The 19,204-nt window shown below is 58.0% G+C and carries 19 protein-coding genes and 3 tRNA genes; 5 read left to right on the top strand and 17 right to left on the bottom strand.

The window, feature by feature from the left end; translation table 11 throughout:
- Window positions 1-220: 220 nt before the first annotated feature.
- The 6 genes from pykF to ACUTQY_RS16940 all read right to left on the bottom strand — a co-directional run bounded on the left by pykF (window position 221) and on the right by ACUTQY_RS16940 (window position 4,282).
- Complete coding sequence (gene pykF / locus ACUTQY_RS16965; protein WP_033642909.1) at window positions 221-1,633, bottom strand: pyruvate kinase PykF; 1,413 nt, start codon at window positions 1,631-1,633, stop codon at window positions 221-223.
- A 393-nt stretch (window positions 1,634-2,026) separates the two neighbouring features.
- Window positions 2,027-2,332, bottom strand: a complete 306-nt coding sequence (locus ACUTQY_RS16960) for a cupin (RefSeq protein ID WP_046686960.1) — start codon at window positions 2,330-2,332, stop codon at window positions 2,027-2,029.
- 121 nt (window positions 2,333-2,453) lie between these two features.
- Window positions 2,454-2,530: transfer RNA gene (locus tag ACUTQY_RS16955), tRNA-Val, on the bottom strand.
- 20 nt (window positions 2,531-2,550) lie between these two features.
- Window positions 2,551-2,627, bottom strand: a tRNA-Val gene (locus tag ACUTQY_RS16950).
- Between the two features lie 20 nt (window positions 2,628-2,647).
- Window positions 2,648-2,724 (bottom strand) — tRNA-Val (locus tag ACUTQY_RS16945).
- 181 nt (window positions 2,725-2,905) lie between these two features.
- Window positions 2,906-4,282: an MATE family efflux transporter gene (locus ACUTQY_RS16940; RefSeq protein ID WP_033642911.1), complete on the bottom strand. Its 1,377-nt coding sequence runs from the start codon at window positions 4,280-4,282 to the stop codon at window positions 2,906-2,908.
- A 239-nt stretch (window positions 4,283-4,521) separates the two neighbouring features.
- Between ACUTQY_RS16940 and ACUTQY_RS16935 the strand changes: the two genes are divergently transcribed.
- Entirely contained in the window at window positions 4,522-5,172 is a 651-nt protein-coding gene (locus ACUTQY_RS16935; RefSeq protein ID WP_033642912.1) for a riboflavin synthase, read from the top strand.
- Between the two features lie 54 nt (window positions 5,173-5,226).
- The gene (locus ACUTQY_RS16930) at window positions 5,227-5,520 is read left to right on the top strand and encodes an I78 family peptidase inhibitor (RefSeq protein ID WP_033642913.1); all 294 of its coding nucleotides are present in this window, start codon (window positions 5,227-5,229) and stop codon (window positions 5,518-5,520) included.
- Window positions 5,521-5,592: 72 nt separating this feature from the next.
- On the opposite strand, the gene cfa is transcribed toward ACUTQY_RS16930, so the two are convergent.
- A complete protein-coding gene (cfa, locus tag ACUTQY_RS16925; RefSeq protein ID WP_033642914.1) occupies window positions 5,593-6,744 on the bottom strand; it encodes a cyclopropane fatty acyl phospholipid synthase in 1,152 nt (383 codons plus the stop codon).
- A 344-nt stretch (window positions 6,745-7,088) separates the two neighbouring features.
- A complete protein-coding gene (gene punC, locus ACUTQY_RS16920; protein ID WP_042784368.1) occupies window positions 7,089-8,300 on the bottom strand; it encodes a purine nucleoside transporter PunC in 1,212 nt (403 codons plus the stop codon).
- Between the two features lie 123 nt (window positions 8,301-8,423).
- Between punC and punR the strand changes: the two genes are divergently transcribed.
- Entirely contained in the window at window positions 8,424-9,380 is a 957-nt protein-coding gene (punR, locus tag ACUTQY_RS16915; RefSeq protein ID WP_046686963.1) for a DNA-binding transcriptional activator PunR, read from the top strand.
- Here the strand turns inward: punR and purR are convergent.
- On the bottom strand, window positions 9,368-10,393 hold the full coding sequence (purR, locus tag ACUTQY_RS16910) for an HTH-type transcriptional repressor PurR (protein WP_004931336.1): 1,026 nt from the start codon (window positions 10,391-10,393) through the stop codon (window positions 9,368-9,370). The genes punR and purR overlap by 13 nt on opposite strands.
- 322 nt (window positions 10,394-10,715) lie before the next feature.
- On the opposite strand from purR, the gene cydH reads away from it, so the two are divergent.
- Window positions 10,716-10,805, top strand: a complete 90-nt coding sequence (cydH, locus tag ACUTQY_RS16905) for a cytochrome bd-I oxidase subunit CydH (protein ID WP_094143265.1) — start codon at window positions 10,716-10,718, stop codon at window positions 10,803-10,805.
- Between the two features lie 64 nt (window positions 10,806-10,869).
- Here the strand turns inward: cydH and sodB are convergent, their stop codons facing one another.
- Entirely contained in the window at window positions 10,870-11,448 is a 579-nt protein-coding gene (sodB, locus tag ACUTQY_RS16900; protein WP_004931333.1) for a superoxide dismutase [Fe], read from the bottom strand.
- A 199-nt stretch (window positions 11,449-11,647) separates the two neighbouring features.
- On the bottom strand, window positions 11,648-12,466 hold the full coding sequence (locus ACUTQY_RS16895; RefSeq protein WP_046686964.1) for a C40 family peptidase: 819 nt from the start codon (window positions 12,464-12,466) through the stop codon (window positions 11,648-11,650).
- A 416-nt stretch (window positions 12,467-12,882) separates the two neighbouring features.
- On the opposite strand from ACUTQY_RS16895, the gene ACUTQY_RS16890 reads away from it, so the two are divergent.
- Window positions 12,883-13,230: a Grx4 family monothiol glutaredoxin gene (locus ACUTQY_RS16890; RefSeq protein WP_004931329.1), complete on the top strand. Its 348-nt coding sequence runs from the start codon at window positions 12,883-12,885 to the stop codon at window positions 13,228-13,230.
- 68 nt (window positions 13,231-13,298) lie between these two features.
- Here the strand turns inward: ACUTQY_RS16890 and rnt are convergent, their stop codons facing one another.
- The 6 genes from rnt to ACUTQY_RS16860 all read right to left on the bottom strand — a co-directional run bounded on the left by rnt (window position 13,299) and on the right by ACUTQY_RS16860 (window position 19,129).
- Window positions 13,299-13,982, bottom strand: coding sequence for a ribonuclease T (gene rnt, locus ACUTQY_RS16885; RefSeq protein WP_016927925.1), 684 nt, complete (start codon window positions 13,980-13,982; stop codon window positions 13,299-13,301).
- Window positions 13,983-14,059: 77 nt separating this feature from the next.
- A complete protein-coding gene (gene gloA, locus ACUTQY_RS16880; protein WP_033652600.1) occupies window positions 14,060-14,467 on the bottom strand; it encodes a lactoylglutathione lyase in 408 nt (135 codons plus the stop codon).
- A 333-nt stretch (window positions 14,468-14,800) separates the two neighbouring features.
- Window positions 14,801-15,904: an alkene reductase gene (locus tag ACUTQY_RS16875; protein ID WP_033642920.1), complete on the bottom strand. Its 1,104-nt coding sequence runs from the start codon at window positions 15,902-15,904 to the stop codon at window positions 14,801-14,803.
- A gap of 86 nt (window positions 15,905-15,990) precedes the next feature.
- Window positions 15,991-16,611, bottom strand: a complete 621-nt coding sequence (locus tag ACUTQY_RS16870) for a TetR/AcrR family transcriptional regulator (RefSeq protein ID WP_033642921.1) — start codon at window positions 16,609-16,611, stop codon at window positions 15,991-15,993.
- A 102-nt stretch (window positions 16,612-16,713) separates the two neighbouring features.
- Window positions 16,714-18,351, bottom strand: a complete 1,638-nt coding sequence (eptA, locus tag ACUTQY_RS16865; protein ID WP_046898485.1) for a phosphoethanolamine transferase EptA — start codon at window positions 18,349-18,351, stop codon at window positions 16,714-16,716.
- A 136-nt stretch (window positions 18,352-18,487) separates the two neighbouring features.
- Complete coding sequence (locus ACUTQY_RS16860) at window positions 18,488-19,129, bottom strand: NAD(P)-dependent oxidoreductase (RefSeq protein ID WP_046686966.1); 642 nt, start codon at window positions 19,127-19,129, stop codon at window positions 18,488-18,490.
- Between the last annotated feature and the right edge of the window lie 75 nt (window positions 19,130-19,204).

Raw genomic sequence — 19,204 nt, 5'->3', positions numbered from 1 at the left:
GAGGTGCTTTATTTTGATCGTTCGCTCAAACTTGCATCTGGTTTTACAAATTAGTTAAAAAAACGAGGGAAAACAGCCGGCTTCCATGGGACTACTCCGATTTGTTATTAGCTAAATAATGAGCAGATCGCGGTTGCGTTTTGAGAAAAATAGTTTACTGCCGATAAAAAAAACGCCGCAAAGCGGCGTTTTGATCAAGATAATTATGTCACGTTTTATATTACAGCACGTGTACCGAGGCGGTGTTGGTGGTGCCGCTCGGCACCAGCGCGCCGGAAACCATCACCACGACGTCGCCTTTTTGCGCCAGGCCGCTGGCCAGCGCGGCTTCTTTACCAATGCGGTAGAAGTCATCGGTGGAGGCGATTTCTTTGACCATCTGCGGGATAACGCCCTTGCTCAGCACCAGCTGATGCGCGGTGGTCTGGTTGGTGGTCAGCGCCAGGATCACGGCGTTCGGGAAGTATTTACGCACGGATTTCGCTGACTTGCCGCCGCTGGTGGCGACGACGATCAGTGGCGCGTCCAGTTTTTCGGCGGTTTCAACCGCGCCGCGGCATACCGCTTCGGTGATGCGCAGCTTGCGGCGATCGTTCAGGGTATCGATGCGGCTTGGCATCACGCGATCGGTGCGTTCGCAGATGGTCGCCATGATGTTGACCGCTTCCAGCGGGTATTTGCCCTTGGCGCTTTCGCCGGACAGCATGACGGCGTCGGTGCCGTCCAGAATGGCGTTGGCGACGTCACCGGCTTCCGCACGGGTAGGGCGCGGGTTCTTGATCATGGAATCGAGCATCTGGGTGGCGGTGATCACCACTTTACGCGCACGGTTGCATTTTTCGATCATCATCTTCTGGGCGAAGATCACTTCTTCTACCGGGATTTCAACGCCCAGATCGCCGCGGGCAACCATGATGCCGTCGGACGCTTCGAGAATTTCGTCGAAGTTGTTCAGGCCTTCCTGGTTCTCGATCTTGGAGATGATCTGGATCTGCTCGCCGCCGTGCGCTTTCAGGTGCTCGCGGATCTCCAGCACGTCGGAGCGTTTACGGATGAAGGACGCCGCCACGAAGTCGACGCCTTGCTCGCAGCCGAAGATCAGGTCGCGTTTGTCTTTCTCGGCCAGCGCAGGCAGCTGGATGGACACGCCCGGCAGGTTGACGCCTTTGTTCTCGCCCAGGTCGCCGTTGTTCAGCACCTTGCAAACGACTTCGTTCTCGGTCACGTTGGTGACTTCCATGCCGATCAGGCCGTCGTCAACCAGCACGGTGTTGCCGATCTTCAGGTCGGCGGCGAAGCCGGCGTAGGTCACCGCCACGCGTTCGCTGTTGCCGATCACGCTCTGGTCGGTGGTGAAGGTGAAGGTTTGGCCGGCGACCAGAGAGGCGTCTTTGCCGCCTTCCAGTTTCATGGTGCGAATTTCCGGGCCTTTGGTATCCAGCAGGATGCCGGCGTTGATACCGGTTTTCGCCATCACGGCGCGCATGTTCTTGATGCGGTTGCCGTGCTCTTCATAGTCGCCGTGAGAGAAGTTGAGACGCATCACGTTCATGCCCGCATTGAGCAGGTTGGTCAGCATTTCTTCCGATTCGGTTTTTGGACCGATGGTACAAACAATTTTGGTCTTTTTCATGGCGGAGTTTTCTACAAGTTGTGATGGATAAAAAAACGAATTTGACCGGCGTTGTTTACGCCGATAGGGAATTTGAGCCGTGCCTGGTGGTGAAAAACATAGTTAAGGATAGGTGACGACAGTTGATGTGGGGCGGAAAAATTCAGCCCGCGCGGGGGCGCGGGGATGCTGCGCAACGGGGTGAGATTAAATCGTGTTGTTATTGCGTTTTCGCAGATCAAGGGCTGAAACCATTCAACTGATAGACGTTGCGCATTATAAAGGCTAAGCGGCGGGAAACAAAATAAAAAACCGCGGCGGTGCGGCGGATATGTCAAAACGAGGGCAAATGTGGCGCAAATGCAACGCGTTGCGTACGGCTTGTTGCGCAAATAACCTTGCTGTAAATACGGCTTAGCGCGTTTGCGGGATTTCCAGCAGCACACCGGCGCTCAGGCAGAAGCAGCCGCTGGCGACGTTGGCCGGCAGGGTCAGGCTCTCGCCGGTCCGCACTATCCGCGTGTCGCCGCCGAGGGTGAACTCGAATTCACCCGATATCACCCGGGTTTGCAGCGCGTGCGCGGGCTTTTGCAGCTGGCCGAAGGCCCCGGTCTCGAAACGCACTTCCGCTGCCGGCGAACCGTCGCTCATCACGCCTTCACGACGGGCAAGGCCATTGTCGAGCGGTAAAAAGGGGGTGTTGGCGGTGAAGGTGGTCATGTGGCGTTCCTGATGGCTGATGGCGGTAGTTCGGCGCAATCGACATGAAAAATCGAGCGGTCGGGCAGAGACGAAACAGCGAGAATTATAACGCGATAGGGGGAGAGGTGAATCAGCAATATGGTGCGTCCGAGTGGACTCGAACCACCGACCCCCACCATGTCAAGGTGGTGCTCTAACCAACTGAGCTACGGACGCACTGCACTGCTTCTGAAATTTGGTGCGTCCGAGTGGACTCGAACCACCGACCCCCACCATGTCAAGGTGGTGCTCTAACCAACTGAGCTACGGACGCACTGTACTGCTTCTGGAATTTGGTGCGTCCGAGTGGACTCGAACCACCGACCCCCACCATGTCAAGGTGGTGCTCTAACCAACTGAGCTACGGACGCATCTTTTCCTGTCTGTCATGGCTGACAGCGGGGACGAATATTAACGAGCTACCCGCGTGCTGGCAAGGGGAAAAACGCAATTTTATTCGGTATTTCACGCGATTGCTGAGGTTGTGCGCAGACAGGCGTTTTTTTCCGCAACCCGCTGCCCGGCCGGGGAGAAAACCGGCCGGGAACGGACTCAGCGGGTAGAACGCTGCAGGATGACGGTGGTCGGCTGTTTCTGCAGCCAGCGCATGCGCAGCGCCATCATGATGGCGGCGAAGGTCAGGCCGATGATAAAGCCGATCCAGAAACCGCTCGGCCCCATCGCCGGCACCACCGCATCGGTCAGCGCCAGCAGATAGCCGCTCGGCAGGCCCAACACCCAGTAAGCGATGAAGGTGATGAAGAAGATCGCGCGAGTATCTTTATAACCGCGCAGCACGCCGCTGCCGATCACCTGGATTGAATCCGAGATTTGATACAGCGCCGCCAGCAGCATCAGCTGCGAGGCCATCGCCACCACCGCCGGGCTGTCGTTGTACAGCAGGGCGATCGGTTCGCGGAAGGTGGCGGTAAACAGCGCAGTGCAGACGGCCATGGTGATGCCGACGCCGATGGCGGAGTATGCGGCGACGCGCGCGCCTTCTACCGACCCTTCTCCCAGACGATAACCGACGCGAATGGTGGCGCCGACGCCCAGCGACAGCGGCAACACGAACATCAGCGCGCTGAAGTTAAGCGCGATCTGGTGGCCGGCGACCGCGACGATCCCGAGCGGCGACACCAGCAACGCCACCACGGCGAACAGGGTGACTTCGAAGAACAGCGCCAGCGCCACCGGCATACCGATGCCGATCAGGCGCTTCAGCGCCGCCCAGTCCGGGCCGCCGAGATCGCCTGTCTGGCGCTTGATGTCGCGCTGCGACGGCGCGCGCTTCACGTACCAGCGCATCATCAGGAACATGATCCAGTAGACGCTGCCGGTGGCGACGCCGCAGCCCACGCCGCCCAGTTCCGGCATGCCGAACTTGCCGTAGATAAAGATGTAGTTGATCGGGATATTCACCAGCAGGCCGAGGAAGCCGATCACCATGCCGGGCTTGGTTTTGGACAGCCCTTCGCACTGGTTGCGCATCACCTGGAAGAACAGATAGCCCGGCGCGCCCCACATGATGGCGTGCAGATAACCGACGGCTTTATCCGCCAGCTGCGGATCGATGTTGTGCATCATGTCGATGACGAATTTGCAGTTATACAGCACGACGATCAACAGTACGGAAACGCCGGAGGCCAGCCAGAAGCCCTGACGCACCTGATGGGCGATGCGATCGCGACGGCCGGCGCCGTTTAACTGGGCGATCACTGGGGTCAGCGCCAGCAGCAGGCCGTGACCGAACAGGATGGCCGGCAGCCAGATAGAGGTGCCGACCGCAACCGCCGCCATATCGGTGGCGCTGTAAGCGCCGGCCATGATGGTATCCACCACGCCCATGGCGGTTTGCGAGATTTGCGCGATGATCACCGGGATAGCGAGAGCCAATAAACTACGCGCTTCAATTAAGTACTTCTGCACGCATACACCTTTCTATTTTATATATGTGGGAGGGAGGGCTGCCGCGAGAGGACAACAATTAAAATAGCGGAATTTTGTCAAAAATATTGTACCTGCTCGGCGTCGTTAAGCAAACGCCGCAGATAAATAGTTATTAAATGCGTAGGCACGCGTTTTTTGCCGTCGCGGATTTGGTTTTCAGCGCCAACTGGGGCAAACTGCCGGAAGCGTTTTAATCTATTGAGTAAGAAGAGGCACATATGTTCACCGGTATCGTACAAGGCACCGCGCCGCTGGTCGCCATTGATGAGAAACCCAATTTCCGCACCCATGTGATCGAGATGCCTGCAGAACTGCTGCCGGGGCTGGAGCTGGGCGCGTCGGTGGCCCATAACGGCTGCTGCCTGACCGTCACCGCGGTGGAAGGCAACCGCGTCAGCTTCGATTTGATCAAGGAAACGTTGCGCCTGACCAACCTCGGTGATCTGGCGTTGGGCGACATCGTCAATATCGAGCGCGCGGCGAAATTCAATGATGAAATTGGCGGTCATTTGATGTCCGGCCATATTATCTGCACGGCGGAAGTGGCCAAAATTTATACCTCGGAAAATAACCGTCAGGTATGGCTGCGCATGCCGAATGCGGAATTGATGAAATATGTGCTGCACAAAGGTTTCATCGGCATCGACGGCATTAGCCTGACCATCGGCGAAGTGGTGAATAACCGTTTCTGCGTGCATCTGATCCCGGAAACCCTGGAGCGCACTACGCTGGGTAAAAAACGCCTGGGCGATAAGGTGAACATCGAGATCGATCCGCAGACGCAGGCGGTAGTGGACACCGTCGAACGCGTGCTGGCCAATCGGGAAGCGACGCTGGCGGCGGCGGTGGCGCCGGCGCACAAAGACTGACAGCGATTCGGGCGTTGCCGCCGGAATCGAATCATAAGCAGAGAGGAGAAACGCGTGAAGTTTTATGGGAAAACGTTGTTGTTAACCGCGTTGCTGGCGCTGAGCGCCTGCAGCAGTTCACCTGAGCAGGGCGGCGGCGCGCAAGTGGCCGATGCGGACGATACCTGCGGCGCTTCGCAGTATCAAAACTACGTCGGCAAGCCGATGACGTCGCTGGAAGGCGTGCGGATCGAATCCAAGGTGCGCGCCATTCCGTACAACTCTGCCGTCACCATGGATTTCAACCTGCGCCGTCTGAACTTCCTCGGCGATAGCAACGATAAAATCATCCGCGTTTACTGCGGCTAAGCCGCCTGGTTCGAAAGAGCAAAAAAAGCCCCGGCGATGAGGTTGCCGGGGCTTTTTTTATTAGGGGAGCGTTCAGCGTGCGACGCGGATGCCGCCTTCAACGCCTTTCGGGCTGAACACCACCTGCCACAGCTGCAGATCGCGCGCCCGAAACGCGCCGGCGCAGGCGTTCAGGTAATAGCTGAACATCCGCTCGAAGCGCTCGGAATAACGTGGAGCAAGCTGCGGCCACGCCTGCTTGAAGCGCTCGAACCAGGCCATCAGCGTGCGATCGTAGTCGGCGCCGATGTTGTGCCAGTCTTCCATCACGAAATGGCCTTCGCTGGCCTCGGCGATATGCCTCACCGAGGGCAGGCAGCCGTTCGGGAAGATATATTTGTTGATCCACGGATCGACGTTCATGTCGGTCTTGTTGGAACCGATGGTGTGCAGCAGGAACAGGCCGTGCGGCGCCAGATTGCGCTCTACCACGTTGAAATAGGTGCGATAGTTTTTCGGCCCGACGTGCTCGAACATGCCGACCGAGACGATGCGATCGAACTGCTGATGCAGATCGCGATAGTCCTGCAGCAGGATCTGCACGTCCAGCCCGGCGCAGCGTGCCTGAGCCAGCTTCTGCTGCTCGGCGGAAATGGTCACGCCGACCACCGACACGCCGTAATTTTTCGCCGCGTAGGCGGAGAGGCCGCCCCAGCCGCAGCCGATGTCCAGCAAGCGCATGCCCGGCTGCAGCTGCAGTTTTTCGCAGATCATCCGCAGTTTCGCTTCTTGCGCTTCCTCCAGCGTGGCGGCGTCTTTCCAGTAGCCGCAGGAGTACTGCATGTAAGGATCGAGCATCAGCGTAAACAGATCGTTGCCAAGATCGTAATGCTCTTTGCCGACGATCCAGGCGCGCTTTTTCGATTGCAGATTGGTCAGGCGCGCCGCGGCGATACGCAGGGTATCTTTCAGGTGGTGGGGGAGCTTCTTCTCCAGCCCGGCGCTGACCACGCGCTGGAAGAATATATCCAGCCGTTCGCACTCCCACCAACCATCCATATAGCTCTCGCCGAGACCCAGGGAGCCTTGCTGCAAAACGCGTTTAAAGAATTCGGGGTTTTTAACCTGAATATCGAAAGGGCGCGATCCGTTAATTTCGATACCGGCCAGACCGAGCATTTCGTGCGCGATACGGTACCACTGGTTATCCTGGATGCTCAGATCTTCTATACACGATGAACTCATAGCTTCTCCATCACCTTCTTCTGACTGATGACCCGTTAGGAAACAGCTTAGACAATTTCTGCGGGTGCATACGTATACCGACGGGAAATAAGCCCGCGGCGTCTGATATCCGACTATGAACAGAGGAAATTTAAAGAAGCGACCCGACGCAAACGGCGCAGGATAAACGCCTCTTCAAAAAAAGAGTGTGACGCAAGACGCGTACACAACAGCTAATTGAGATATAGAGATTATAAGGTGTTACTTTACAAGGTTGTTTTTGAGTATAGGCGCGCCGAGGCATTGACTCAACTGTAAATCGCACTCGGCACGCATATTCTTTAAGTGATTATTTAGCTTGGCAATTATGACGCTGAGTTAGCATGTTCGCGCGGCGTTTCTTGCGGCGCCTTGGCCGCTTTTCCCCGCTGCAGGAAATACCCCAGCGCGGCCAGTATCACCGTGGACACCATCACCGTCACCGTCGCCAACAGCGGCTGCGCAATAAACGTCGATACCAGCATGCTCGCCACGAAACACAGCCCCAGCTGCAGCGTATTTTGCAGCGCGGCGGCTTTGCCGCTGCTGTCCGGGAACGGCATCAGCGCGTTGGCCACCATGATCGGATAGCCGGCGCCGTTGACCAGCGCCATCACGCAGAACGGGATCAGGAGCGTGGTGAGCGTCGGATTGGTCAGGGTTGCCACCAGATACAGGGCCACCATGCTGACAGCATAAGCTACCAGCAGCCACGGCAGCAGGGTTTTGCCATTGATGCGCTTGAGCGCGGCGCGGCACCCGTAACCGCCCAGCAGGAAGGCCAGCGTCTGCGGCACATAGCTCAGGCCGATGTCGCTCGGGCCGTAGCCCATATCACCGAGGATAAACGGCGAGCCGGTCAGCCAGGCGAAGAAACCGGCCGAACAGGCGGCGTACATGGCGACATTGCCACTGAATACCGGGGATTTCAATAATTGCCAAAAACTGACGCTGCTTTTTGGCGCGTCGACGGCGGGTTTTGGCCTGGCGTTCTCTTTGAGCAGCAGCGTCGGCAACAGCAACAAGGCGGTGATGGCCAGCAGCACGGCGAAGATCGCGCGCCAGCTGGCGTGGTTCAGCAGCCAGGCGCCCAGCAGCGGCGCCAGCGCCGGCGATAGCGCCACCAGCGGCATGATGGTGGCGAATACGCGGTTGGCCTGGCCTTCACGATAGCGGTCGACCACCAGCGCTTGCCAGATGGCGGCGGCGGAACAGACACCTACGGCCTGAATAAAGCGCAGTATCCAGAGCTGCGCGGCATTTTCCACCCACAGCATGCCCAGGCAGCCGAGCGCGAACAGAGTCAGGCCAATCAACAATACCGGTTTGCGTCCCAGACGGTCGGAGAGCGGCCCCCACAGCAGCTGCGCGAAGGCGAAGCCGGCCAAAAAGATGCTCAGGCTGGCGCTGACCGCGCCGGCGGAAATTTGCAGTTCCTCCCGCATGGCGCCGAAGGCGGGCAGGTACATATCGGTCGCCAGATAACCCAGCATGCTCAGGCCGGCGAGGTAGAACATAAAACCAAAGGAATTTCGCATGGTATTTCTCGTTAATATTTTAGTGTCGCAGGTTTTTAGCGCCGGCCAGTGTATCCGGCTGGATCTCTGCTTGTGAAACGGTAATATTTGCAAAGTGCTGTTAAAAAAATTGAAGGCAAAGCGATGTGGTCTGAATATTCTCTCGAGGTCGTTGATGCGGTGGCGCGCACCGGCAGTTTCAGCGCGGCGGCGCAGGAGCTGCACCGGGTGCCGTCGGCGGTAAGTTATACCGTGCGGCAGCTGGAGCAATGGCTGGCGGTGCCGCTGTTTGAGCGGCGTCACCGAGATGTGGAACTGACGCCGGCCGGCGCGCTGTTTATCAAGGATGCGCGAGCTGTTATCAAAAAAATGCTCGACACCCGCCGCCACTGTCAACAGGTGGCCAACGGCTGGCGCGGTCAGCTGAATATCGCGGTGGACATCATCGTCAAACCGCAGCGCAGCCGCCAGCTGGTGCTGGATTTCTACCGCCATTTCCCCGACGTCGAGTTGATGCTGCAACCCGAGGTGTTTAACGGCGTGTGGGATGCGTTGGTGGACGGCAGGGTGGACATGGCGATCGGCGCCACCCGCGCGGTGCCGGTCGGCGGCGGCTTCGCTTTCCGCGACATGGGGGATATGAACTGGCTGTGCGTAGTCAGCCCACAGCATCCGCTGGCGCAGCTGGCAGGGCCGTTGAATGACGATCGGTTGAGGCCGTACCCTGCGCTTTGTCTGGAAGACACCTCGCGCAATCTGCCCAAGCGCGTCACCTGGACGCTGGATAACCAGCGGCGGCTGGTGGTGCCGGACTGGACCTCGGCGCTCGACTGTTTGTGCGCCGGATTGTGCGTCGGCATGATGCCGGCGCATCTGGCGCTTCCGCGGGTGCAGCGCGGTGAGCTGAAGGCGTTGCAGTTGCAGCAGCCGTTTCCCGCCAGCCCCTGCTGCCTGACCTGGCAACAGGATAAACCGTCACCGGCGATGAGCTGGCTGCTGGCGTATTTGGGCGATGGCGAGACGCTGAATCAGGAGTGGCTGAGTGAGGCGGCACCGGAAGCCGTGCCGGCTTCCGGTAGGGAGGACGATCAGCGGCGGTAGTCGATGAACGGACCGTCGGCGACCGAACGGCGTTCGACCAGCTTCGGATGCACTTCGATCACCTGCGATTCTTCGCGCTTGCTGATGATGCGATCCAGCAGCATGGTGAAGGCCATTTCGCCCAGACGCTCTTTCGGCTGATGAATGGTGGTCAGCGCCGGGGTGAAGTAGCGGGCGTTGCGCACGTTGTCGTAGCCGATCACGGAAATATCTTGCGGCACCCGCAGCCCCAGTTCGTCGGCGGCGCAGATGGCGCCCATCGCCATGATGTCGCCGCCGCAGAATACCGCGGTCGGTCGCTGTTTCTGCGACAGAATTTGATGCATCGCCTTGTAACCGGACTCCGGCTCGAAGTCACCCTGGACTATCCACTCTTCGCGAATATCGATATGCGCTTCCTGCAGCGCCTTCATGAAGCCCTGATGCCGACCGCCGCCGGTGTTGCGCGACAGTTGGCCAGGGATAGCACCGATATCGCGGTGGCCGCGCTCGATCAGGTAACGCCCGGCCAGATAGCCGCCCTCGAACGCGTTATCGATGATGGTGTCGGTGAAGTCGCCGCGCGCGGCGCCCCAGTCCATTACCACCATCGGGATGTTGCGGTAGTCTTCCAGCATGCCCAGCAGCTGATCCGGGTATTCGGAACACATGACCAGCAGGCCGTCGACGCGCTTTTGCGCCAGCATCGCCAGGTAGGCGCGCTGTTTGTCCAGATTGTTGTGCGAGTTGCACAGGATCAGGGTATAGCCTTTGCTGTAGCAGCTGTTTTCCACCGCCTCGATCACTTCGGCAAAGTAGGGCGCTTCGCTCGAGGTGGCCAGCAGACCGATAGACTTGGTGTGATTGACTTTCAGGCTGCGCGCCACGGCGCTCGGCGAGTAGTGCAGCTCTTTGATGGCGGCCCACACGGCCGCTTTGGTCTCTTCGGCGACGAAACGAGTCTTATTGATGACGTGCGAAACGGTGGTGGTGGAAACGCCCGCGCGTTTGGCCACATCTTTAATCGTTGCCATGTAAGGAATGACTCCTGAACTCACATGTTTACAGCATGTAAGTGTGATGTTAATCGTTTGCCTACGTAGATCCTTCTCCAGAGAAGCGAAAACTGAGTTTTTAGTGTTGAAGTCGTCAGCGCTTAATCAGGAGGGGCATGAATGCCGGTACGCAGTTGTGAACTGCGAATTTTGTCGCATATTGAACAAAAGTGGAAGAGGTAATCGAGATTATAAACCGGGAAATGATAACAAGATTTTATCGGCGAACTGTGGGAAAATGATTTGACGTACTAATTGTGCGCCTTTTATCCTTAGGAAAGCCCATTTTAAAGGAGTTGTCATGGATACCGATCTGAAGATGTCGCTGTTCACCACCGTTTGCGCATTGGCGATGATCATCGCTTTCAGCTTTGTCGCCGCGTTGAACTGATTTCCCGCCAGTTTTAAAAAAGGCGCAGCCAAGCTGCGCCTCATCACTTAGGCAAGGCCTGCGCTTACGCCAGGTTTTCCGCTGCGAAGGTCCAATTGACCAACGCCCAGAAGTTTTCCAGGTATTTTGGACGCGCATTGCGGTAATCGATGTAATACGCGTGTTCCCACACGTCAACGGTCAGCAGCGGTTTGTCTTCACCGGTCAGCGGGGTGGCCGCGTTGGAGGTGTTGACGATCGCCAGCGCGCCGTCCGGTTTTTTCACCAGCCAGGTCCAGCCGGCGCCGAAGTTTTTCACGGCGGCATCGGTGAACTGCTCTTTGAACGCAGCGAAAGAGCCGAAGGATTTGACGATCGCCGCCGCCAGTTCGCCCTGCGGTTCACCGCCGCCCTGTGGTGACAGGCAGTGCCAGTAGAAGGTGTGGTTCCACACCTGCGCGGCGTTGTTGAACACGCCGCCGTTAGAGGTCTTGATGATCTCTTCGAGCGATTTGCCCTCGAACTCGCTGCCTTTCACCAGGTTGTTCAGGTTAACCACGTAGGTGTTGTGGTGCTTGCCGTAGTGGTATTCCAGGGTCTCGGCGGAGATGTGCGGCTCGAGCGCGTTTTTCTCATACGGTAATGCAGGTAATTCAAACGACATTGCTTCCTCCTTTACAGCGCCATTCGCTTCCCGCCGGGGCGAGAGTCATATGGGCCGTTTTTTATTGTGGTCATTCAATCTTAACAATTTTCATCATAAAAAACAGGAAGAAAAGCCAGAAATGCGCGTGGGGAGGTGCGATAGGCGATAGCTTGAACAGGCGGTTGCGACCGAGGCCGCAACCGCGCAGAGCAGGGAATTAACGGATGGTTTTCGGCGTCACTACGCGGCGAGCGCCGATGTAGTGGTTCTGCCAATAGTCGTTATCAAGCTGGCTGATGCGGATCTCTTCGCCGGTGCGCGGCGACTGGATGAATTTGCCGTTGCCGAGGTAGACGCCGACATGATCCGCCACGCCGCGGTTGTTAATGCGGAAGAACACCAGATCGCCGCTTTCCAGTTCGCTTTTCTTGATCGGCGCCGCGTCGCGCAGGTGATACATTTCGTTGGCGGTGCGCGGCATCTTGATTTTCACCACGTCTTTATAGGCGTAATAGATGAGGCCGCTGCAGTCAAAGCCGGTGCGCGGCGAGCTGCCGCCCCAGCGGTAAGGCTTGCCCATCTGATCCATCAGCTTGGCCATCGCGGTCTGCTTGGCGTGCTGGTAACGCTTTTTGTGCGCTGGGCTGAGTTTCAATGGTTTTTCATCACGCGCCAGCTTGGCGGTGGCCATACCGGCTTCGCGGTGGCGGCCATAGCCTTTTTTGTAGCCCTTTTTCGGCGGGGTGACTTTAATTTTGGCGGTTTTCTGCGCTTTGACCTTGGGTTTGGCGCTGACGATCTTTTTCGCGCTTTTCTCGCTTTTGACCTTGGCGGTCTTGGTTTTTTTCTCGGGGGCCGTCACTTTGGCTTTTTTGGCGGCTTTATCCGCTTTCTTTTTTCTGCGGTCATCGGGCCGCGCTTCATTGGCATGGCTTTTACGCTGCTCGGCGGCAACACGCGCCTGTGGCGCAGCGTGCGCCAAATTGAAGAAGAGCTGCGTAAACAGCAGCGCAAAGAGCGTAAGAATTAAACGCATGTCGACGTCACCAACCTTGGCCCCGAAACGGATATCGAAAGAGTTACAGTATTCCCGAATTTCGCCATATAAAACAGCGAAGAACTCATAAATAATAATCCATATTGTGAGAAAACGTTAATGACATTTTTTTTGGTTTAAAATCAGCCTGTTGATGTATAAAAAAGCGCCAGGCGGCGGTAGCGGATATAATTAAGCCGCGCCGTCATCGCGGCGCAATATATTAGTGAAATGGTCGGATTAAAAATGTTATTCTCAACGTATGTTTTGACCGGAATGACGTGGCCGGTGAAACGCGATCGGCGGCGGGCGAATATCCTTGCAAAAGATGGCGTTTTCTTGCGACTGTTCCAGCCGCTACAATAGCCCGCGTGATGCATGTTGTAGCCATGAAATGTGGCTTGAGGAAGCAATAAATGACGACGACACTTGAAAAAATTCAGCACCAGATCGCTGAAAACCCGATTCTGCTGTACATGAAGGGTTCGCCAAAGCTGCCGAGCTGCGGCTTCTCCGCGCAGGCTGTGCAAGCGCTGTCCGCCTGCGGTGAGCGTTTCGCCTATGTGGATATTCTGCAAAACCCGGACATCCGCGCCGAGTTGCCAAAATACGCCAACTGGCCGACTTTCCCGCAGCTGTGGGTAGACGGTGAGCTGGTCGGCGGTTGCGATATCATCATCGAAATGTATCAGCGCGGCGAATTGCAGCAGCTGATCAAAGAAACGGCAGAAAAGTATAAAGCGCAGGAAGACCAGCAGTCTTAATCGACAGACTTGCGGTTATCGCGTAACGGGCGGCGCCAGTGCAAACTGGGCCGCCTTTTTTATTGGGCCTATTCGGCGAGATCGCCGGCGGGCAGCGGCCAGCCGCCGAGACGCTTCCAGCGGTTAACCAGCTCACAAAACAGCAGGGCGGTTTGTTCGGTGTCGTACAGCGCGGAGTGCGCCTGGCTGCTGTCGAACGGCATGCCGGCGGCGATGCAGGCTTTGGCCAGCACCGTTTGCCCCAGCACCAGGCCGCTCAGCGCAGCGGTGTCGAAGGTGGCGAACGGATGGAACGGATTACGCTTCAAACCGGCGCGTTCGGCCGCGGCCATCAGGAAGCTGTGATCGAAGTTGGCGTTGTGCGCGACGATAATGGCCCGGTTGCAACCGCGATCCTTGAGCCCTTTGCGCACCGCTTTGAAAATGGCGTGCAGCGCGTCGTATTCGCTGACCGCACCGCGCAGCGGGTTGTGCGGATCGATGCCGTTAAACGCCAGCGCTTCCGGTTGCAGGTTGGCGCCCTCGAAAGGCTCCACGTGGAAGTGCAGGGTTTCGTCGCGCTGCAGCCAGCCGTCTTCATCCATTTTCAGCGTCACGGCGGCGATTTCCAGCAGCGCATCGGTATTGGCGTTGAAGCCGGCGGTTTCAACATCTATTACTACGGGATAAAACCCACGAAAACGACCACTCAGGGCGTTAAGATCACTTTTTTCGGCCATCAGTTTCTTATCTTCATCGAATGCAGCGCGCATTATGGCAAATTTTGCGCCCGGTTGCAGGCGCTATCGCGCGGAGAATCAGCGGGGCGCAGGCGCGCCCCGAGAGAGGCTTAGTGGCCGAGGCCTTGGCCGGCGTGTTTGTTTTCGATCAGCTCGATTTTATAACCGTCCGGATCTTCAACGAACGCGATCACCGTGGTGCCGCCTTTCACCGGGCCGGCCTCACGGGTGACGTTGCCGCCGGCGCGGCGGATGTTGTCGCAGGTGGCGGCGACGTCGTCCACGCCCAGCGCCAGGTGGCCGAAGGCGGTGCCCATGTCGTAGCTGTCGGTGCCCCAGTTATAGGTCAGTTCGATAACCGCGCCTTCGCTCTCTTCCGTATAGCCGACAAAAGCCAGCGAGTATTTGTACTCCGGGTTTTCGCTGGTGCGCAGCAGGCGCATGCCTAATACCTTGGTGTAGAAGTCGATGGAGCGTTGCAGATCACCGACGCGGATCATGGTATGGAGTAAGCGCATAATTCCTCTGAATTGACTGTGCCGTGGCAGACGGCGGGTGGATTGAAGCACAAGCGAGTATAGCCTTGTCCCGCAAGGGAATTCAACGTGACGAGTTAGTGACGATGTCACTTTTTGCCCCCTCGCCATGGGTGTTTAAATATTGATCGAGTGTACCGATCGATACGAAGTAATTGATCTGCACAATCAATTATCAATTCCGCGCGTAACCGTGTAGAAATTGACCTGTAGCAGATAACAACACCAGGGAACGTCGGCCCGCCTTGTGCGGGCCTTTTTGCGTGCATAAAAAAACGGCCAGGCGGTTGCGTGGCCGTTTAGGGTCAGGACGGGTTACTTCGTCAGAAACGGATAGTCGGTATAACCTTCGGCGCCACCGCCGTAGAAGGTTTCCGGCTTAGGTTCGTTGAGCGGGGCGTGTTGACGGAAACGCTCGACCAAATCCGGATTGGCGATGTAGCTACGGCCAAAGGCCACCGCGTCGATGAAGCCTTTTTCGATCAACGCTTCGGCTTTTTCAGCGGTGTAGGCGCCGGCGCCGACGATCACCCCTTTAAAGTGGGCGCGCACCGAGTCACGGAAGGCGTCGGAATACGGTTTGCCGCCGGCCCAGTCCGGTTCGGAGATGTGCAGATAGGCGATGTTGCGTTTGTTCAGCTCTTCCACCAGGTACAGCGCCGCTTCTTCCTGATCTTCACCGTTGTCCAGGCCGTTGAACGGCCCCAGCGGCGAGATGCGGATGCCGATGTGCTCGGAGCCCCATTCTGCGATGGCGGCGTCGACCACTTCCAGCGTCAGGCGGGTGCGATTCTCGATGCTGCCGCCGTATTGATCGGTACGCTGGTTAGACGCCGGAGACATGAACTGGTGCAGCAGATAGCCGTGAGCCGCATGCAGCTCGATAAAGTCGAAGCCGGCTTCACGCGCGTTGGCGGTCGCCTGGCGGAAATCGTTGACGATGCCCGGGATCTCGCTGGTTTCCAGCGCGCGCGGCGTAGAGGTCGGTACGCGCACCCAGGCGCCGGTTTCGTCACGCACGGTGGTGCGGGTGTCTGCGTTGATCGCCGAAGGGGCGACCGGCGCTTGTCCGCCCGGCTGGAGGCTGGTGTGGGAGATGCGGCCTACGTGCCACAGCTGCACGGCGATGTGGCCGTTTTTGTCGTGTACCGCCTGCGTGATGTGTTTCCAAGCGGCGATCTGCTCCGGGGTATGCAGGCCCGGCGCACCGGCGTAGCCTTTCGCCTGGAAGGAAATCTGCGTCGCTTCGGTCACGATCAGACCGGCGCCGGCGCGCTGCGCATAATACTCCGCCATCAGCGGCGTGGGAATGTCGCCCGGTTCGATGCTGCGCAGACGCGTCAGCGGAGCCATAAACACGCGGTTGGGCAGGGTGACTGCGCCAACTTTCAGCGGAGAGAGCAATTTTTCAGTCTTCATAGTGCATCCTGTATTTAATAGACCGGTCGTCTAGTTATGGGCGATAAAAAACACGAACTGCATTTTCACGAAAAAAGACGGTGGCGTTACGGCTGCGGCGGGCGCAGCAACAACTCGATGCTTTCCAGCGCGCTGGTCAACGGGGCCAACGATCGCCGGATCTTGGCGCGCAGCGAGGCGCCGAGCCACAGGGCATACAGCGTCTCTGCGGTTGCCGCCGGGCTCATGGCTACCGACAGCGATCCCTCGGCGATGCCGCGCTCAATGGCCGCCTGCAGGTGGCCGATCACCCGGGCGGTCCCGGTTTCCAGCGCATGGCGCATCGGCTCCGACAGGTCGCTCACCTCGGCGGAGAGTTTCACCGCCAGACAGGCGTTATGACATTCGCTGCGGCAGTGGTAACTGATGGCCTGGGCGTAATACCCCAAGAGCTGGTGGCGGGCATCGGTATGCTCGTCGGCAAACAGCTTTTGCATTTGCGCATCATAGTGCGCGAAATAGCGTTGCAGCATCGCTTCGCCGAAGGCTTCCTTCGAGCGGAAATAGTGGTAGAACGATCCTTTCGGCACGCCCGCCGTGGCCAGCAGTTCGCTCAGCCCCATGCCGGTAAAGCCCAGGCGCAGGCTGAGGGTTTCGCCGGTGGCGAGCAGATGTTCACGTGTATCCACGTTGCAATGCGTTGATTTGGTCATCATGGCGCCGAGCATAATAGACCGATTGGTCTAGGTCAATGGGAATAAAAAAACCGGCGCACAAAACGCCGGTTGGTCTCAAGCATTGTGCCTCAGCGGCACGCGGAAGTTAAGCGCTTACGCCGCGTTGCGGCAGCGTTGCAGAATATCCAACTGGGATTGATATTCACGCGTCTGCACATTCAGCATGCCCAGCAGGGTGTGGAACAGATTGTCCTGCGACACGTCGTCCTTTTCCGCCAGCGCGCTCAGGCACTGGCGATCGATGCCGAAATTGCGCTGATAGTCGGCCGACATCCACATCAGGAATGGCACGTGAGTTTGCTGGCTCGGCGCGAAGACATAAGGCGTGCCGTGCAGATACATGCCGTTTTCTCCCAGCGATTCGCCGTGATCGGACAGGTAGACCAACGCGGTATTGAACCGGTCGTCATACTGCTGCAGCAGCTTGATGGTGGCATCGAGCATCGCGTCGGTATACAGGATCGAGTTGTCGTAGGTGTTCACCAGCTGTTCATGGCTGCAATCCTGGATCTGATTGCTGTTGCAGGTCGGCGAAAACGTCTGGAACTGCGGCGTGCTGCGGCGGTAATAAGCCGGGCCGTGACTGCCCATCTGGTGCAACACGATCACGCCGTCGTCTTTCAGGCTATTGATGTAGTCGTTCAGTTTGTACAACAGCACATTGTCCATGCAAACTTCGCCGTCACAGTCCTGCGGCAGTTTCAGTTTGGTCATGTCGATGTGCGGCACCCGATCGCAGGCGCCTTTGCAGCCGCCGTCGTTATCGCGCCACAGCACGTTGACGCCGGCATGCGCCAGCACGTCGAGCATGCCTTCCTGGTGCGTCGCCTGAGTTGCGTCGTACGCTTTGCGCGGCATGTTGGAGAACATACAGGGGACGGAGATCGCCGTTTCGGTGCCGCAAGAGCTGGCGTTCTTGAAATAGACCACGTTGTCCTGCTTGAGGCGCGGGTTGGTCTCGCGATCGTAGCCCCCGAGAGAGAAGTTTTCGGCGCGGGCGGTTTCGCCCACCACCAGGATCACCAGCGTTTTCTTGGCCTGTCCGGCGATCAGCGGCCCTTTGCGCGCGTCTTCACCGATCTTCACCAGCGGCAGATTGCGCGTGAAGTAGCGCTGCTCGGTAAACTTGATGGTGCCGGCGACGAAGTTGGAAGGCGTCAACATCTTCACCACGCTTTTATTGTTGCGGATCAGCGAAGCGTAGTCTTTGTAGAACAGCGCGGCGATGATCAGGATCACCACCAATGACAGCATGACGTTGGCGGCGCGCAGCCCAACCATGTACCACCAGGGGCGGGTCTGGCGAATATGGGTGAAGCAAACCGCCGCCGCCGGCAGGACGCCGAGCAGCGCCAGCCACAGCCCCATGCGCGGCGTCAGCAACGCCGTCGCTTCGTGGGTGTTGGTTTCAAAGGCGTTTTGCATCATGTTGCCGTCGATCACCACGCCATAGCTGTACATGAAATAGTTGGCTGCGGCGCTGCCGAGCAAGAAAAAGACGATCAGTGGTTTGCGCAGGTAGGGCACGGTCAACACGCTGAAGATAATATTCAGCGCACAGAAGATCACCACCGGCATGCTGGCGGCGAATATCACGCTGTGGACGCTATCGAAGGTGATATACGACCAGGCGCGATGCAGGAATAACGCGTTTTGGAACAGAGTGAAGAACAGGGCGGTGGCGAGGATAAAACCGAGGCTGTTGCACTGTAAGCGTTGACGTAACCACATTGCCAAATCTGGATCCTGAGAGTAGATAATGCCTTGAAATCTACCGGATGAAACTTAAGAAAACCTTAGAAATTCAGAATACTGGCGGCGGCGAACGCGGGAAAACGCCAGGCCGGTGGCCTGGCGGTGAGGGGAATTAGTAGGCGGCGGTGAATTGGGCGCGAATAAACTGAGGTTTTTCAATCTCATCGACGATAGCCACCGCCAGATCTTCCACCGAAATGCTGGCCGGCGCGTCGCCGTTCATCAGCAGCTGCGTGGTGCCGAGGCGGAACTGGCCGGTGCGTTTGCCCGGTTCCAGCAGGGCGGCCGGAGAGAGATAGGTCCAGTCGAGCGCTGATTCGTTGCGCAGTTTATTGCGCAGATCGCGCACCGCCTGCGCGCCGGGGCGGATATTTTCCGGGAATTGCGGCGTATCCACCAGTTCAACGCCCGGCGCCACTTCCAGGCTGCCTGCGCCGCCCACCACCAACAGGCGCTTGACGCCTGCCTGCTCGACCGCGGTAAGGATCTGCTGGGCGCCGCGCGTAGTCTTCTCATACAGGTTGTCTTCGCCCCAGCCGGGATTGTAGGCGCTGATCACCGCATCCTGACCGTGCAATTGCCCCGCCAGCCAGGCGGTATCGGCGACGTCGCCCAGCGCGACGGTCAGATTGGCGTGGTCCGGCAAATCTTTTTTCTGACGGGCGATCGCCGTTACCTGAATGCCGCGAGCCAGCGCTTCATCCACCACACGGCGGCCAACAAAACCGGTTGCTCCAATAATGGCTACTTTCATCTGTATGCTCCTTCAGGGATGGGTCAGTATCGTAAGGCAGGCCGATGTGCCTGCTGCGTGGGATCTACTCTAGTC

This window comes from Serratia sp. TSA_130.1, assembly GCF_052691795.1.
The sequence above is the reverse complement of the archived record's forward strand: the minus strand, read 5'-3'. Positions and strand labels throughout refer to the sequence as shown.